Source organism: Rheinheimera sp. MM224 (assembly GCF_947090785.1).
GTDB lineage: Bacteria > Pseudomonadota > Gammaproteobacteria > Enterobacterales > Alteromonadaceae > Pararheinheimera.
In genome coordinates this window covers 2,189,131-2,205,239 of record NZ_OX352320.1, presented here as the reverse complement: position 1 = coordinate 2,205,239, position 16,109 = coordinate 2,189,131, and the positions used below count along the sequence as shown (strand labels likewise).

15 protein-coding genes are annotated in these 16,109 nt (G+C 48.0%); 10 read left to right on the top strand and 5 right to left on the bottom strand.

What is annotated here, in order from left to right; all coding sequences use genetic code 11:
- Positions 1-150 precede the first annotated feature (150 nt).
- From OM978_RS10415 to OM978_RS10405, 3 genes are all read left to right on the top strand, one after another.
- On the top strand, positions 151-888 hold the full coding sequence (locus OM978_RS10415) for a FadR/GntR family transcriptional regulator (RefSeq protein ID WP_264346820.1): 738 nt from the start codon (positions 151-153) through the stop codon (positions 886-888).
- Between the two features lie 93 nt (positions 889-981).
- Positions 982-3,402 (top strand): GH92 family glycosyl hydrolase, encoded by a 2,421-nt coding sequence (locus tag OM978_RS10410; RefSeq protein ID WP_264346819.1) that lies wholly within the window; start codon positions 982-984, stop codon positions 3,400-3,402.
- Positions 3,399-4,070, top strand: a complete 672-nt coding sequence (locus OM978_RS10405; RefSeq protein WP_264346818.1) for an HAD-IA family hydrolase — start codon at positions 3,399-3,401, stop codon at positions 4,068-4,070. The genes OM978_RS10410 and OM978_RS10405 overlap by 4 nt, the downstream gene beginning before the upstream one ends.
- Positions 4,071-4,164: 94 nt before the next feature.
- Here OM978_RS10405 and OM978_RS10400 read toward each other — a convergent pair whose 3' ends face one another.
- Genes OM978_RS10400 through OM978_RS10385 form a run of 4 tightly spaced genes read right to left on the bottom strand, consistent with a single transcriptional unit; the run spans position 4,165 to position 8,502 of the window.
- A complete protein-coding gene (locus tag OM978_RS10400; RefSeq protein ID WP_264346817.1) occupies positions 4,165-5,274 on the bottom strand; it encodes an ABC transporter ATP-binding protein in 1,110 nt (369 codons plus the stop codon).
- Between the two features lie 12 nt (positions 5,275-5,286).
- The gene (locus tag OM978_RS10395; protein ID WP_264346816.1) at positions 5,287-6,177 is read right to left on the bottom strand and encodes a carbohydrate ABC transporter permease; all 891 of its coding nucleotides are present in this window, start codon (positions 6,175-6,177) and stop codon (positions 5,287-5,289) included.
- Positions 6,178-6,217: 40 nt separating this feature from the next.
- Positions 6,218-7,105: a carbohydrate ABC transporter permease gene (locus OM978_RS10390; protein ID WP_127022518.1), complete on the bottom strand. Its 888-nt coding sequence runs from the start codon at positions 7,103-7,105 to the stop codon at positions 6,218-6,220.
- On the bottom strand, positions 7,105-8,502 hold the full coding sequence (locus tag OM978_RS10385; protein WP_264346815.1) for an ABC transporter substrate-binding protein: 1,398 nt from the start codon (positions 8,500-8,502) through the stop codon (positions 7,105-7,107). The genes OM978_RS10390 and OM978_RS10385 overlap by 1 nt, the downstream gene beginning before the upstream one ends.
- 293 nt (positions 8,503-8,795) lie before the next feature.
- On the opposite strand from OM978_RS10385, the gene OM978_RS10380 reads away from it, so the two are divergent.
- The 4 genes from OM978_RS10380 to OM978_RS10365 all read left to right on the top strand — a co-directional run bounded on the left by OM978_RS10380 (position 8,796) and on the right by OM978_RS10365 (position 11,510).
- Entirely contained in the window at positions 8,796-9,785 is a 990-nt protein-coding gene (locus tag OM978_RS10380) for a Gfo/Idh/MocA family protein (RefSeq protein ID WP_264346814.1), read from the top strand.
- A gap of 415 nt (positions 9,786-10,200) precedes the next feature.
- Positions 10,201-10,683 (top strand): hypothetical protein, encoded by a 483-nt coding sequence (locus OM978_RS10375; protein ID WP_264346813.1) that lies wholly within the window; start codon positions 10,201-10,203, stop codon positions 10,681-10,683.
- Between the two features lie 131 nt (positions 10,684-10,814).
- Positions 10,815-11,024, top strand: a complete 210-nt coding sequence (locus tag OM978_RS10370) for a hypothetical protein (protein ID WP_264346812.1) — start codon at positions 10,815-10,817, stop codon at positions 11,022-11,024.
- A gap of 126 nt (positions 11,025-11,150) precedes the next feature.
- A complete protein-coding gene (locus OM978_RS10365) occupies positions 11,151-11,510 on the top strand; it encodes a hypothetical protein (RefSeq protein ID WP_264346811.1) in 360 nt (119 codons plus the stop codon).
- Between the two features lie 603 nt (positions 11,511-12,113).
- Here the strand turns inward: OM978_RS10365 and OM978_RS10360 are convergent.
- Positions 12,114-13,034, bottom strand: a complete 921-nt coding sequence (locus OM978_RS10360) for a LysR family transcriptional regulator (RefSeq protein WP_264346810.1) — start codon at positions 13,032-13,034, stop codon at positions 12,114-12,116.
- A gap of 119 nt (positions 13,035-13,153) precedes the next feature.
- Here OM978_RS10360 and OM978_RS10355 point away from each other — a divergent pair, with 119 nt between their 5' ends.
- From OM978_RS10355 to OM978_RS10345, 3 genes are all read left to right on the top strand, one after another.
- Positions 13,154-14,377: an MFS transporter gene (locus tag OM978_RS10355; RefSeq protein WP_264346809.1), complete on the top strand. Its 1,224-nt coding sequence runs from the start codon at positions 13,154-13,156 to the stop codon at positions 14,375-14,377.
- 109 nt (positions 14,378-14,486) lie between these two features.
- Complete coding sequence (locus tag OM978_RS10350) at positions 14,487-14,864, top strand: cyclophilin-like fold protein (protein ID WP_264346808.1); 378 nt, start codon at positions 14,487-14,489, stop codon at positions 14,862-14,864.
- Between the two features lie 18 nt (positions 14,865-14,882).
- Positions 14,883-16,010, top strand: a complete 1,128-nt coding sequence (locus OM978_RS10345) for an alpha/beta hydrolase (protein WP_264346807.1) — start codon at positions 14,883-14,885, stop codon at positions 16,008-16,010.
- The last annotated feature ends 99 nt before the right edge of the window (positions 16,011-16,109 follow it).

The window sequence follows — 16,109 nt, the reverse complement described above, 5'->3', positions numbered from 1 at the left end:
TGCTAACCCAACAGTCGTTTTGACTGCTACGCTTGAATTGTGCTGGTCGACAGATTAAATTGGTCAGGCCTATTGATTAACACTAACATTTGGCCTGTCCAATTTGCAATATCAAATATTTGGCCAGACCAAAATAAATTTGAAGCCAAGATGACACAAACAACAGACTCTCCACTGAAGCTCAGTACAGAACGCAGCCAGGCCAATAGCCCACGCCTGTATTTATTGATCGCCGATAAGCTGGCGCAAAACATTGCCAAAGGTGAATTAAATCCAGGCGATCGCCTGCCAGCAGAACGCGATTTGGCGCAGCACTACGATGTGAGCCGCCAGACGGTGCGTGAAGCATTAATAGCGCTGGAAGTATCAGGACTGGTGGAAATTAAACCGGGATCAGGCGTCTATGTACTGAAATCTGCCGCTTTAAAAAGCTCTATTTTGGCCGACGACGCCCCAGGCCCGCTGGAAATTATGGAAGCTCGCTTGTTGGTGGAAGGTGATGCCGCCGCTTTAGCTGCAGAGCGCATCAGTAATGAAGAACTGTTAAAACTCAAAGCATATTTAAACCAGATGACGGCTTTGGTTGCAGCACAAAAGACCTCTGAAGCCGAAGCTTTTGACGGTAAGTTTCATCAGTTAATTGCCAGCGCCACCCGCAACAGCGCTTTACAGTCTATGGTGGAATGGTTATGGACTTTACGTGAGTCGTCGGAGATCAGCCGGTTATTTGCTGAGAAAATCCGCCGTCAGGTGGCAGGCCCAAATATTCAGGCGCATGAAAAAATTTATCAATGCCTGAGCCGCCGCGACGCAGCAGGCGCCAGAGCAGCGATGCAGGAGCATATAGCTCAGGTCACTGAAGCTTATATTTTGTTGATTGCGGACTAGATAGCACGATCTGCGGACAAGCCAGTGTTGCAATTGGCCTGTCCAATTTGTTATACATAGGGCATCTTGCAGCGACTTTTAGTAAGGCATCCGATGACAGCCCAGTCTCCGACCCAAGGTGTGGCTCTTCCTCCACAACGTTTTTCTGCTTTTAATCTGAAACCCACAAAGTTTCGCTCTGTGCTGCTGGCGCTGGTTTTGTGTTGTGGTGTTGTGCCCGTCACTGCAGCCGCAAGCAGCCAGCCTGTTGATTTGGTTTATCCCTACCTTGATAGTGCAAACAGCCGCTGGTTTTTCTTCAGCTCAGCAGCCAGGCCTTTTGGTATGGTCAGCTTATTTCCGGATACCGATCTCGAAGGTGAATGGGGCAGCGGCTACCGTTATCATTCAAAACAAATCAAAGGTTTTAACCATATCCATGAGTGGCAGCTGGCAGGTTTATCTGTCATGCCGCTTTCCTCCACACAAAAGCTGGAGCAGTTAAAAACCGATTATTATTCGGATTTTTCCCATAATGGAGAAACGGTTCAACCTGGCTTTCATCAGTTAAAGCTCGACCGCTACCAAATAGAAGTAGCCTTAACCTCCACCTCCAGAGTAGGTTTTCATCAGTACACATACGCTACCAATCAGCCACAACAGGTGCTGTTTCAGTTAGGCGGTTTGATGGGCCCTTCCCGTCTTGGCCATGCGCAAGCGAAGTTGCAAGGCAAAGATGTAGTCGCGGGTTACATCACCAATCAGGGCACAGAGCGGCGCACCAAGCCGGTGAAGGTGTATTTTTATGCCCGCTTTAACCAGAAGGTGAAACAGTTGGATGCCTGGCGTGGCAACATGCTGTTTCATAATGTCAGTGCTATCAATGGCGATGACGCAGGTTTGGTGGTCACTCTGGCAGGCAGCGGCAACCCTACACTGCTGAAAGTGGGGATTTCTTATGTGTCGGTCGACAACGCCAAACTCAATGCCGACACCGAACTGCCACACTGGGATTTTGCCGAAGTAAAACAACAGGCCAGGCAAGAATGGAATAACGCGTTAAGCCGCATCGATATCAGCGGCGGCACAGAGCAACAACAACGCCGTTTTTACACAGATTTGTGGCATTCACTGCAAGGCCGTCGCGCTATCTCTGACGTCAATGGCCAGTACACCGACTTATCCGGCACTGAAGCTGTAGTCAGGCAGTTACCGCTGGATGCAACGGGCAAACCAAGGTTTAACCATCACAACTCAGATTCATTCTGGGGTGCACAGTGGACTATCGCTACTTTATGGCCTCTGGCTTATCCGCAAATTGCAGCCGATATGGGCAACAGCCTGCTTCAGTATGCCAAAGACGGTGGTTTTATTCCGCGTGGCCCGTCCGGTGGTCAGGATACGCTGGTGATGACAGGCGCACCTACGACGCCATTTTTAGTGTCGAACTATCAAAAAGGCCTGTACAAAAATCAGCAGGATTTTGATGTGAAAGCCGCTTACAACGCGATGAAACATAACCACAGCAGCGAGGGTGTCATGGCCCGCGCTGGTTACGAGCATTACAGCAGCACAGGCGGTGGCATGCAGTATTATCTGCAGCGGGGTTACATTCCCTACCCGCTGCCAGAAACTGAAAGTAACTATGGCAGCCACAGACGAGGCTCAGGCCAGACGTTGGAATATGCTTTTCAGGATCATGCACTGGCGCAACTGGCGATGGCTTTAGGCCAGGCTGAAGATGCGAAACTTTATAGCAAAAGAGCGCAAAACTACCGCAACCAGTTCGATAGCCAAACCGGTTATATGAGGCCCCGTACTATCGATGGCAGTTGGCAGACACCTTTTGACCCGCACGAGTATGAAAATGGTTTTGTTGAAGCCAACCCGGCTCAGGCAACCTGGTTTGTACCTCATGACATCAAAGGCCTGATGGAGCTGATGGGTGGTAAAGAGAAGCTGATCACAAGATTAGACAACGACTTTAAAACCGCGCAAAAACAAGGTTTTACCTCAGGCACAGCCCATGCTCAGGAAACTCACGAAGAATACCGCCGCAGCCCTATTAACTATGGCAATCAGCCCAGTATGCAAACCGCCTTTATTTTCAGCGCGGCCGGAGCGCCATGGCTGACACAGTATTGGTCCAGACAAATAGTTGATACTGTCTACAGCGATTTATCGCCAGACCGTGGCTACAACGGCGATGAAGATCAGGGCCTGATGGGCAGTTTGTCGGTACTGATGAAGATAGGTCTGTTTCAGCTATCCGGTGGTGTCGAAGCTGACCCTGTTTATCAGCTCGGTAGCCCGTTATTTGATCAGGTTCGCATCCAGCTGGACCCGGCTTTTTATCCAGGTAAAGAGTTTAAAATTAAAACTCTGAATAACGGCAAAAACCGGCCTTATATCAGCGAAATCCGCTTAAATGGCAAAGTACTACAACGTAGCTTTTTGTACCATAGTGAAATTATTAACGGCGGTGAGCTGGTGCTACAGATGTCTGAAAAACCAAACACAAAGCTGACGCAATGAACTCCAAATACCCGGTAAAACTCTGCCTGCTGTTTGACAGCGACGGCACTCTGGTCGACAGCGAAGGCTTATGCAATCAGGCCTTAGCGCAGATTTTTTCCGATTATGGTGTGACGCTTTCGGTGCCGGAACTGATACGGGATTATAGAGGTGGCCAGCTGTCGGATATATTCGACACACTGGCAAAGCTGCATGGAGTTCGTTTAAACGAAAACACCGAGCCGCGTTATCGTGCTTTGGTGCAGCAGTTGTTTCAGGCTGAACTCAAAGCTGTGGCCGGTATCAAGCCAGCCCTGCAATTTTGTCAGCAGCAAGGCTGGCCTATGGCTGTGGTCAGCAATGGCCCCCGCTTTAAAGTACAGCAGGCGCTGGAACTTTGTGACCTCGCTGAATTTTTTAAAGATCGCATCTTTAGTGCTTACGATATTCAACGTTTTAAGCCAGACCCTGCGTTATATCTGCATTCCGCTGCAACGCTAGGTGCAAAACCAGAGCATTGTGTGGTGATAGAAGACAGCCTGCCCGGCGTGTTGGCAGGCCTGGCCGCAGGTATGAACACCTTGTTTTACACTATCCATGGCGAAACCAGCCCATCCGCTTTAGTGACAGAATTTCATGATATGAGGTTATTACCTGCACTTTTAACTGGGCTTTCTTCGAAAATGTAGTTGCAGTTCAGCCAGTACTAAAACAAGCCATACCTGATAAAAAAGGCCAGAGTGCCCAACAAGCAATCTGGCCAAGGTCCATCCAGAGAAAAGATCAGCCAGCCAGATGCATAGCGGCAGAATTTGGTAACAGCCGCACACCTGCGTCGTTAAACAGATAACAGTGACTGCAATCAAACCGCACTGCCACTTTGCTATCCACTTGTAAATCACAGTCACCTTCAAGGCGAAGCACCAACACGTCACGTGCTGCATTACATAAGTGGATAAAACTTTCTACGCCAAGGCGCTCCACTACGTCCACAGTCCAGCTGTGTTCGCTATTGTTTTCACTGCCACTACCTTGCGGCAGTAGTTCCAGCTTCAAATGCTCAGGCCGGACTCCCAGCTGCAAATTAACACCGTCGCTGTAACCACAATCGAGCTGTAACTTCTCGCCAGACTGCAGGGTGAAAACATCGGCCTGTAAATTGCCGCGCAGCAGATTCATTTTTGGCACGCCAATAAACTGGGCGACAAAAGTATTTTCCGGCGCACGGTACAGATCCATTGGCTTGCCCATCTGAGCTACATGGCCGTTGTTCAGTACTATGATTTTTTGCGCCATAGTCATGGCTTCCACCTGATCGTGGGTGACATAAACTATGGTAGAGCCAAATTCGCGGTGTAATCGCATTAACTCGGTACGCATCTGCACCCGCAATTTAGCGTCCAGGTTCGACAGCGGCTCATCAAATAAAATCACTTTTGGCCGTTTTACTATGGCGCGGCCTATAGCCACACGCTGGCGCTGCCCACCGGATAAAGCCGCAGGTTTGCGCTCCAGTAAATGTTCCAGCTCCAGCATTTTGGCCGCTTCTAATACTCTGCGATTGATTTCCGCTTTGTCCGTTTTTTTCAAAGCCAGCGCAAAACCAATGTTTTCCGCCACCGTCATATGCGGGTACAAAGCATAAGACTGAAACACCATGGCAATTTCACGCTGATCGGGTGAGACGTTATTCATCAGCTTGCCGCCAATTTTCAGCTCACCGCTGCTGATATCCTCTAAACCTGCAATCATGCGCAACAAGGTGGATTTACCGCAGCCTGAAGGGCCAACTATCACGGCAAATTCGCCTTCGTTAATGGTGACATCTATGCCCTTCACCACTTCTGTGCCCATGTAATTCTTTTTAATATTAATCAGTTCAATCTGTGACATAACAAAATCCTCTTATCCTTTCACGCCGCCGGAGAAAGTCTGGGTCAGAAACTTTCGGGCGAAGGCAAATGCAATGACGGCGGGCAAGGTGTAAATCACAGCCAGTGCCGTTAAGAAACCATAATCAATGGCGTCGACACGCAAGAAAGCGCGGAACATGCCCAGTGGCAAGGTTTGTAACTCAGGTGATGAGGTGAACATCAGTGGCATTAAAAAATCACCCCAAGCGTTAATAAATGCAAATAAACCAGCGGCTGCAAAACCTGGCAAGGCCAGCGGAATTAACACATGACGCACGGTTTGCCACTGGCTGGCACCATCCAGTGCTGCGGCTTCTTCGTAGTCTTTTGGAATGGCGTCAAAAAAGGTTTTCATAATCCAAATCGCCAGCGGTAGCTGCATAGCGGTTTGGATCAAAATAAGGCCAAGGTAACCATCGACAAAAGAAAACATCCGGCTCAGCAGCATTTGCTGCGCTACATCAGAGGTCAGACTGTTAATCACACCATTAATCCAGTCGTTTAAAAACAGCATCACTTTGTATACAGGTACTATCAAAGCTGGTGGCGGCACTATCCGCACCAGAATAATGGCGTACAACAAAGGTCGTTTCCACCAGGCCTGGGTGCGCGATAAAGCATAACCACCAAAACCGGCCAAAATTAAGGTTAGAAAAGTGGCAGTGCCAACAATACCTACTGAGTTTAGTACCCAGCGTACCCCACTTTCATTGGCCAATAAGTTCCAGAAATGATTGACGGTAATGCCATCAGGAATTTGTAAAAACTGGCTGGCTTTGGGATCAAAAGCCGCCAGCACCACCCAAAAAAATGGCATCAGGCAAAACAAAGAAATAAGCACAAGCGTGAGATAGGCGCGGCGCTGCGAAGAATGATGCGTCATGATGGTTTCCTCATTGGCCGGTCTGACTAAACTTAACATCTCAGACCTCCACCTTCAGTGCTTTCACATAGATAATTCCCAGCACCATAGAAACCACCAGACTAATCACAGCCACTGCTGCACCATAGCCCAGCTGAAATGCTGTAAACGACTGATTGTAAATGTAAATACCTAATATCTCTGTGCTGTTCGCCGGCCCACCGCGGCTTAAGGTGTAAACCAGGCCAAAAATAGCGAAGGTGGTGACAGTAGAAATAAACATATAAAGAAAGATGGTAGGCATCATCATAGGCACTGTGATACGCCAGAAAATTTGTGTATCTGTAGCGCCATCCACCCGGGCCGCTTCGTAAATATCTTTAGGAATAGAGGCCAGGCCTGAAGTCAGTAAGATCATCGCAAAAGCTATACCCCGCCAGGTGTTGACGATAATGATCGACATTAACGGAAAGGTGTACAACCACTGCTGTGGCTCGACACCAAACCAGGCCACCAAGCGGTTTAAGGTGCCATATTCACCACTGGCAAACATAGAGATCCATAAAAAGCCAACCACCATTTCCGGCACCGCATTTGGCAGACAAATAATGGCGTTAAAAATGGATTTGTATTTTACCGGCCGCTGCAGCATTAAAGCCGAAGCAAAACCCAACACAAACTGACCAATCACTGCAGAACCAATGACAAAAATCAGCGTCACTTTGAGCGAGTTCCAGAACAGTGGATCGCTAAACAGACGGCTGAAATTACGTAAACCAACAAAAGAAGATTCCTGCGCCGCAAAGCCCAATAAGGCATCGTCAGTTAAGCTCAGCGAAAAGGCATAAAAAGCCGGGAATACTATAAAAGCCGCCATCAGCAACAAAGCCGGTGTCATCATAATGCGATAACCGAACTGCCTTCTGGCTTCGTACGTCATATTAAACATCAATCTTTCTCCACGTCAGCGGGCAAAGCCAGAGGCAGCGTTTTGGCAAGTTGTTGCTCTACCATCTCAACGCCCAGCACATTCACCACATAGTCATGCAGTTGTTGTTGTGCCTGCACCGCATTGGCGCGGCCTGTCAGTACAGCTTCAGAAGCCTGAGCCACACCAGCCATCATGGCGTTAGAACCTACAGTGGTGCGCAGCGCCCGGCTTTCAGTCAAAAGCGCATGGTCCTGCATTAAGCTGCCTAAGGCGATAAAGTCAGGATGATCTTTCGCATCCAGCCGCGCTGGCACATTACCCAGCTTTACCGCGTAGGCCAGCGCCACATCCACTTCTCCTAAAGCCAGCACTAACTGACGGGCAAGCTGTTGCTGCCGTGATTTAGCGTTAACTGCCCAGGCATAGACCACTGAAGCCAATGCAAAAGGCTCACCGCCATCTGCACTTGGAAATTTCCAGGTTTGTACTGAGGTATCGACATTAGCAATAGGATTACGGCTGCCAGGGCCCCAGTCGAAGACTTTGCACCAGCTACCACAGGTGGTGATCAATAGCTCACCTTTGGGAAACATTTCGTATTTTGGGATCACCCAGGGTTCTGGGTTAAGCAATGGATTCACTGGCGTCAGTTTTTCCTGCACCAGCGTCTGATAAAAACCAAAAGCCTGACGCACCGCATCATCATTCAACTGATACTGATTACCAGCACTTAACAGCTGATAATCCTGAAAACTGGCGAGTAAATAACGAAAACCTTCGGTATAAGAGCCCATACCCCAGGTTAAACCTGCAGGGATCATCAGCGGAAACTGGCCCATCTGCTGTTTAATCTGGCGGCTGCGATTGAGTAAATCCTGCCAGTCTTTTGGCTGCTCCGTACTGATGCCAGCTGCAGTTAACAAATCATGGCGGTAATAGAGTTGCTCCACAGCCACAATAGAAGGCACCACATACACCTGTTCGTCAAAACTGGCGCGGGTTAAGGTTTTAACTAAAGCTGGCAGTTGCTGATACCCCGGCCAGGCTTCGACATCAGCCGTCAGATTGGCCAGATACCCTGCAGCAGCCAGATCATCCACCTGCAAATCCCGTGGCACAGTAAATACATCTGGGGCATTACCAGCGCGTAACTCTGTCACCAGCTTGGTGAAGTAATCTTGTGGCGGTGCCGGATATTCGACAATTTTTAAGCGTACCCCAAGCTCTGCTTCCAGCTTGGGCTGCATTTGATACAAAGCTTGCAGGCGCGCTGTCCTGTGCTCCGCTATGACTAAAGTGGGTCGTGTTTGCTGTGGGTCTAAATCTGATGGCAGCTCCCCGCTCCACCAAATTGCAGCAACGACCGCCGCCGCTGCGATAGGCAGCGACACCAGCGTGTATTTTGTCCAGCTCATTTGTCCAGCTCTTCTTATTGATCGCACTTTTAGTGCTTGTGCCTTGCTATCTGACATCCCCATGGAGGTTCTGCCGATGCGGCTATTTTTTACCCTGTCGCAATTGATAATACGCATATTGACACCGGTGTCAATATGCAATTTAATGGGGCAGTGCGGTACAGAATGGTGCAAAAAATCATGCAGAGCTGTATCAACAAGAACAGACACCAATAGAGAACAACATTGCGTTGCACGGCGCTTGACGCAGCCTGCAACAGCTTTCCTATCAGCAGTAGTGGGTGGAGAATAACGTGGAACTGAAATTAGCAATTATCGGCTGTGGCACCAAAGCCACTCAATACATTCAAACCTGGATAGTGCGTTCTGATATTCAGTTGCTTGCCGTGATGGACCCGAATGGCAAAGCCATGGACAACGTCTGCAGTATTGCTGCACAGGCCGGTAAAACTGCCCCACTCTGTTTTGATAGCTGGCAAACTTTATTAAAAGAGCAGCACCAACAACTGGATGCTGTTTATATCTGTACTCCCCATGCCAATCACGCCGAACAGGCCTTACTGGCACTGGAATTAGGGCTGGATGTATTGCTGGAAAAACCTATGGTGACCAGCGTGGCAGAAGCCGAAGCTTTAGCTGCAGCACAGCAAAAGTCAGGTAAAACTCTGGTGGTGGCTTATCAGGGTGGTTTATCACCGCTGGTGCAAGAGTTAAAAGACGCCATTGCCAGCCAAAAATACGGCGCTTTGGTCAGTATTAACGCCGCCATTTGGGAAGACTGGGCCGATAAATACAAGGGCCACTGGAAACAAGTACCAGAAATTTCCGGCGGCGGTTTTATGTTTGATACCGGCGCTCATATGATGAATACCGTATCAAAAATTACCAGCAAACCCTTCTCCCGCATCAGCGCCATTATGCATAACCACGGTTTTCCGGTGGATGTGGTGACCAGCGTTTCAGGCGAATTAAACGACGGCACGCTGTTTAACCTGCACGCCTGTGGCCGCAGTATCCGCTGTGTATCCCGTATCGAATGCTTTTTCCCACAAGCCATAGTACGCATTTGCGCCTGGGGCCGCTGGATGGAAATTGAAGACGCGCAAGGCAATGTGGTGCGTAAAGATCAGGAAGCAGCCAACAACCTGATGAATGTATTTATGCAAACCCGCAACGACGAAATAGAAAACCCATCCGACGTACAACAAGGCCTGCGTATGGCCCAGTTATGGGATGCCATTAAGCTGTCCGCCAGCCAGCATGGCGCGCCTGTGACTTTGTAAAACTTGGTTATCTTAGCCACAGCTCTGGGTCAGAGCTTTGGCTCTGACCTTTTGGTTGCCCTACCTTGGATCTATAGAAAATTGATGGCTTTTAGCTGTCAAATACCGACTAATATGTTATCTCAAACTTATACTTAGCCCCTCTTCTGTTGTCTAAGACTTGCTGAAACTATTGGTTAAATTGTCCGTTGTTGTCATTCAATTAATTTAAAAACAACTAAACTCTTGCCTGCATAAGTTTTGTCGGACATAAATTTAGTGATTTCAGAAAAACCTGTTGAAATAGAGGTACATCAGCGTTAGTTTGATAGGAGTAAAAATCATAAAAGAAGGCAGAAAAATGTTCGACTTGAGAGTCGACTGCCTTTGGAAACCGATTGTTATATTTTATTTACTCCCAGTGTGTGAGGAAGAAATGACACAAATGACAGATCCGCATGATGGTTTGATGGAGCTTCAAAAAGCCATTGATGCACGAATAGTTCAAATGACCCCATGTGACTTACATCCAGATATTTGTGTGCTCTTTGACACTCCAAATGGCGAGCACCGATTCAGTTACGCTTTGATTGAAGCTGGTGAAATAAAATCATTCGCGGTTTATGTTATGGCTGATCCTTTAAATGGATTACCTTGCTTTAGCGTTGGCTATGCTGTGCCTGAAAAATATCGTAAACAAGGTTTGGCTACAGATATTTTAGTTAAAAGTTCAGATGAACTTCGGCATGGTTTTGGGCGCAATGGTATCAAAGAATTCTATCTTGAGGCTGTTGTGGGTACAGATAATTTAGGCTCAAACAGGTTAGCCTCAACTTTCTTTGATACGGATGGTAAGCAGTGTACCGATTCATATTCGGGAAAGTCTGCGTTAGCTTATACAAAACTAATTAGCGCTTAAAATCAGTCGCTGCGCCCCATCGGACCTTCAAAGCTACGCTTCTCCGGCTCTTTAGTCCGGCATTATGTAGCTCTATCATTGGTTTTTATCTAATCTTTAAAAATAAGATTTTATCTAAAAGGAATAAGTCAATGCATCCATCAGATGTCATCACAGTTTCAAAAATTGGTGTAAATATCGAGATATCGAAGGATTCATCGTTACACAGCTCAGATGCTTTAGAAGTGGTTAGAGTTGTAACAGGGCGTGGTAATCATGTGACTATAAAAAAAGCCTATCATTCTAGTGATTTAATTGAAATGGCTGAGATCGGTCGTAACAATATAACTATTGTAGTTTAACCGCGTTACATCAAAAGTTGCCCATTTTCGTTCCGGCCACAAACGGCGTGGTCTCCACGGGAATGCCTACGCTTGCACTGCGGCAACCCATTAGCAATGGTGTTAGCACTTTCTAGGAATACGTACATGTACTTTTTCAAGATCAAAGCCACACCAACTTCAGCCGCTCCAGTAGGGCCTGATATTGGCGGTGCATATGCTCATGTATGGGTTCAGGCGGCATCACTCTCTGAAGGGGAGGCAATAGCCCGCTCATACGTCATGGATTATGGCTGGTTTGTTGAGAGTGTCATGCTCGCGCTTAAACCATCTGAAGATCAGATAGAAAATCTCGATATTTCCGAGAGAGCTAACTGTGAAAAAGCGAGATACCACGGAGTTTCCGCGGAGTTTATTGCATGGCCAAAGCAAGATCGCACGGATGACGTGGTGCAAATAGCCAAGATGGAAAGTCCATATGGCGGTAATAGCAGCGGTAAACAATAGGCCTAGCAGGTTTCAAGTTCGCTCGCTACGCTCACTGGAACTGCCAAAACGCTGCGAGTTTCGTAAGCCTCTCGGACAATTGGAGTCTAGTCATGACTCCTTGCCCCGATTCTTTTAGGGTGTAGACAAATCATTAGTTATAAATGAATTAGCGTTAGAGGTTAAACATGGATAAGAGTGATCTTCTTTGGAGGCAATACTCGCAAAACGTCGAGCTTTATAAGTTCTACATGAGCTTGCTCATCCAACTGAACACTTTCTATTACGCAATCACAGGCGCTATATTTTCGTTCTATTTTGCCAACGCATCTATTCCGAACATAAAATACTCACTAGTTCTGCCCCTAATCATGAGTATGGGCCTAATAATTTTCTTTGTTTATGGAGCAGTCTTGATCCAAGTGCTAAGGAATGAGGTTTTTGAAATCAGGGATGCCCTGGGGCTAAAAGCAGCACCAGACCTTGGTGTTCTAACGGTTTTAATGTCAATTTTTGCAGTGGTTTTTTTTGCTGTAAGCTTTGGAGCGGGCTACCTATTATGGTGCAATTAACCTCTAAAGCAACTCGGGCACAGGACAACATTTGCCACTGAGGGAGCGAAAACTAACGGCTTTCAGACGTTTCATTTACAAGACTCTGGTTTGTATCCTTGTTGTATCTGATGGCATTCACAAAGGCCATAAAAGCAGGTGATGCCTGACGGCGATTTGGGTAATACAAATGGTAGCCCTGAAAGTATGGGCTCCAGTCGGCCAGGATCACCTTTAGTCGGCCGTCAGCCAGATAAGGCGCCACTAAAGGTTCAGGTACATAAGCCAGCCCTATTCCATCCAGCGCCGCATTAAGCACATGCATAATGCTGTTAAACACCAGCGGGCCTTCCGCCTTGACGGTAAAAGCGCGTTGGTCCTTTTCAAACTCCCATGCATAAATAGACCCGGCCACTCTATGGCGAATATTAATGCAGCTATGTTCTGTCAGCTTATCAGGTGTCTGTGGCGCAGAATGGCGTTCAAAATAGTCGGGAGAACCTACCACAACCAACCGCCAGTCTGGGCCTATCCGCACAGCAATCATATCTTTGCTGATGGATTCTCCAAGTCGGATCCCAGCGTCAAAACGCTCTTCAACCAGATTGGTAAAACCGTAATCAACATAAAGCTCCAGCTGAATTTCAGGGTAGTCCCGTAAAAAATTTGCCAGCATAGGGCGCAAATGTAGCTGGATCTGATCATCGGTGCAGGTCAGCCGAATCGTGCCTTTGGGTTTATCTCTGAGTTCGCTCAAGGCCTCCAGTTCGGCATTGATCTGCTCAAACAAAGGGCTAATCGACTGTGACAACCGCACACCAGCTTCAGTCATCGAAACATTACGTGTTGTTCTGGTCAGCAAACGTACCCCTAAACGCTCTTCCAGGCTGCGAATAGTGTGACTCAAGGCTGAAGGCGTAACACGAAGTATGGCTGCGGCTTTGGTAAAGCTTTGCTGCTGCGCCACCACCAAAAAGGCTTGTAAATCATTCATTTTGCTTTGCGCCATTACTGAATTTTTCTCACAACTACATGAAGATTATGTCTACTAATCAAAATATAAAAGCTCTGTCAAGATAAAGCCATGTTTTTGGTCCTTGAAGATGCGATGAAATGAATAGCCTTACTCATAGTTCTGGTGTTTCTGAGACGGCGAATAGCTGGAGCAGCGTATTTGCCATGTCGGTGTGCGCCTTTGCGCTGGTTGCATCCGAGTTTTTGCCTGTGAGTTTGTTAACTCCTTTAGCTGAAGATTTAAGCGTAACTGAAGGGTTGGCTGGTCAGGGTATCGCCATCTCCGGCTTTTTTGCTGTGCTGACCAGCCTGTTTATTTCGCCACTTTCCGGCAAGCTCAACCGCAAAACTTTGCTGCTGGGTTTGACCGCTGCCATGGGTATGTCAGGCGCTATTGTTGCTTTTGCGCCTGACTATCCAGTCTATATGCTCGGCCGCGCGCTGATTGGCGTTGTTGTCGGCGGCTTTTGGTCTATGTCAGCCGCTACCGCTATTCGATTAGTGCCTTCAGATCAGGTGCCGCGCGCCCTTGCTATCGTTAATGGTGGTAACGCTTTGGCTACAGTAGTAGCTGCTCCGCTTGGAGCCTGGCTCGGGGCCACAGTGGGTTGGCGCTTTGCATTTTTTTGTCTGGTGCCTGTAGCGCTGATGGCGCTTGGCTGGTTATGGCATGCTTTGCCTTCGATGCCTGCAACTGCGCAAAAAAACCAGGCAAGTCAGGTATTTAAAGTACTTGGTTTACTAAAACGCCCTGCTGTTCTGCCTGGGCTTTGTGCCAGCAGTCTGATGTTTATGGGACAGTTTGCACTCTTCACTTATCTGCGGCCTTTTCTTGAGACTGTCACCGCAGTGCAAGGAACCACCATCTCGTTTTATTTGCTGATCACAGGGGCTGCGGGTTTTATCGGCACCTTGTTTGTAGGCCAGATCTTGCAATGGCGTTTTTACCAAACGCTGATTGTTATTCCTCTTGTGATGACACTAAGCGCATTGCTGCTGATCCTGCTTGGCGATCGGAGTAACGCAGTTCTGGTTTTGCTTGGGTTATGGGGCCTGACTGCAACTGCAGCACCTGTGGGCTGGTGGGCCTGGATAGCTCAGGCTTTTCCGGATGACGCTGAAGCAGGCGGCGGCCTCTTTGTCGCTATGGTGCAGTTATCTATTGCCCTGGGTTCGACAGTTGGCGGTCTGCTATTTGATCACAGCGGCTACCAAAGTACTTTTTTACTCAGCGCTGCCCTACTGCTAATTTCTGCTGGCCTGACAGTCATCGCGGCCCGCACTGCAGCCATAACAACGCCGGAGCCAGGTTCAGATGACTAAAACATCCGATCACTGCTTCAGTGTCTGGGCTTTTGCCGCCCTGCTTACTCTGGTTGCCTGCGCTTTTGTGCCAACTGCCCATGCTGATGTCAGGCCGAAGGAGGCCCCAGTGTCCAAGATACAAAATGTGTACAACATACAAATAGAACTGGATGGCGCAGTGATTTCTGCCACTTTGGATGATAACCCTACAGTACGGGATTTTATCGCCCGCTTGCCGCTGACAGTAGAACTTAAAGATTACGCACCGACCGAAAAAGTCGGTTTTTTGCCACACAAACTGAGCACTCAAAACGCCCCTCCCGGCAGCACTCCTGTTGTTGGCGATATCAGCTATTACGCGCCCTGGGGCAATCTGGCGATTTTTTATAAAGATTTCGCTTATTCCCAACAGCTTGTAAGGCTTGGACGGATCAGCAGCGGTATAGAACACCTGAACTTTAGTGGCGAAAAACACGCCACGATCAGCCTTATTCACTCTAATTAAACCATGAGGATAGAAACCATGAACAACGATCAATCCCAGATGAAACAAGCCGGACAACCGGACACAGGCCGACGCAATTTATTAAAAATGACAGGCGTAGGTATTGCTGCAGCTTGTGTTGCGCCACTTTTTACAACTTCAGCGGCTGCAGCAGCTCCAGTCTCTGCTGCATCTCAGACAGAACTGAAACTTGGTACAGAGTGGGATAAAACCTTCGCCAAAAGTGACAAAGTGGAGCATAAAAAAGTCAGCTTTAAAAACCGCTATGGTATTACGCTAGCCGCAGATCTTTATATGCCGAAAAATACCAGCGGCAAGCTGGCAGCTATTGTAGTAGGTGGTCCTTTTGGTGCTATTAAAGAGCAATCGTCTGGTTTGTATGCGCAAACCATGGCTGAGCGCGGTTTTATCACCTTAGCTTTTGATCCATCCTTTACCGGTGAAAGTGGTGGTGAACCTCGCCATGTAGCCTCACCCGATATTAATACCGAAGACTTTAGTGCAGCAGTGGATTTCATTGGCTTATTACCTAATGTCGATCGTGACCGTATTGGCATTTTAGGCATTTGTGGTTGGGGTGGCATGGCATTAAATGCTGCAGCAGTAGACAAGAGAGTGAAAGCTGTAGTGGCCAGCACTATGTACGATATGAGCAGAGTGATGTCTAAAGGTTATAACGACAGCGTGACTCTTGAGCAGCGCACAGCAACGCTGGAACAACTGGCTCAGCAACGTTGGATCGATGCAGAAAAAGGCAGTCCTGCTGTAGGGCCGGTCTCGTTGGAGTTAAAAGGTGGTGAACCCCAATTTGTTGTGGACTATGCCGGCTACTACAAATCGAAACAACGCGGCTTTCACCCCAGGGCTATTAACTCTAACGCAGCATGGACTTTGACGAACGCTTTGTCTTTTATGAATATGCCGCTGCTATCTTATATTAAAGAAATTTCGCCACGCCCACTCTTGTTGGTGCATGGAGAAAAAGCGCATTCACGCTATTTCAGTGAAACAGCCTACGCCGCAGCAGCTGAGCCAAAAGAGCTGATGATTATCAAAGGTGCTAACCATGTCGATCTGTATGACCAGATAGATGTGATCCCTTTTGACAAAATGACCAGTTTTTTCCGCCAACATCTAAACGCCTGACATCAGGCTCTGGAACTGGGGCTGGCATTGCGCCCGCCCCCAAAGTTTAAGGCTGCCTGTTCCTAACGTGAACCGAACAAATCTGGCAGGTTAAATCCA

Coding starts and splice junctions, on each gene's coding strand:
- OM978_RS10390 (WP_127022518.1), bottom strand. CDS start 7,105: ATGTTTAATATGACGTACGAAGCCAGAAGGCAGTTCGGTTATCGCATT.
- OM978_RS10375 (WP_264346813.1), top strand. CDS start 10,201: ATGACACAAATGACAGATCCGCATGATGGTTTGATGGAGCTTCAAAAA.
- OM978_RS10415 (WP_264346820.1), top strand. CDS start 151: ATGACACAAACAACAGACTCTCCACTGAAGCTCAGTACAGAACGCAGC.
- OM978_RS10365 (WP_264346811.1), top strand. CDS start 11,151: ATGTACTTTTTCAAGATCAAAGCCACACCAACTTCAGCCGCTCCAGTA.
- OM978_RS10345 (WP_264346807.1), top strand. CDS start 14,883: ATGAACAACGATCAATCCCAGATGAAACAAGCCGGACAACCGGACACA.
- OM978_RS10385 (WP_264346815.1), bottom strand. CDS start 8,502: ATGAGCTGGACAAAATACACGCTGGTGTCGCTGCCTATCGCAGCGGCG.
- OM978_RS10410 (WP_264346819.1), top strand. CDS start 982: ATGACAGCCCAGTCTCCGACCCAAGGTGTGGCTCTTCCTCCACAACGT.
- OM978_RS10360 (WP_264346810.1), bottom strand. CDS start 13,034: ATGAATGATTTACAAGCCTTTTTGGTGGTGGCGCAGCAGCAAAGCTTT.
- OM978_RS10405 (WP_264346818.1), top strand. CDS start 3,399: ATGAACTCCAAATACCCGGTAAAACTCTGCCTGCTGTTTGACAGCGAC.
- OM978_RS10395 (WP_264346816.1), bottom strand. CDS start 6,177: ATGACGCATCATTCTTCGCAGCGCCGCGCCTATCTCACGCTTGTGCTT.
- OM978_RS10355 (WP_264346809.1), top strand. CDS start 13,154: ATGAATAGCCTTACTCATAGTTCTGGTGTTTCTGAGACGGCGAATAGC.
- OM978_RS10370 (WP_264346812.1), top strand. CDS start 10,815: ATGCATCCATCAGATGTCATCACAGTTTCAAAAATTGGTGTAAATATC.
- OM978_RS10400 (WP_264346817.1), bottom strand. CDS start 5,274: ATGTCACAGATTGAACTGATTAATATTAAAAAGAATTACATGGGCACA.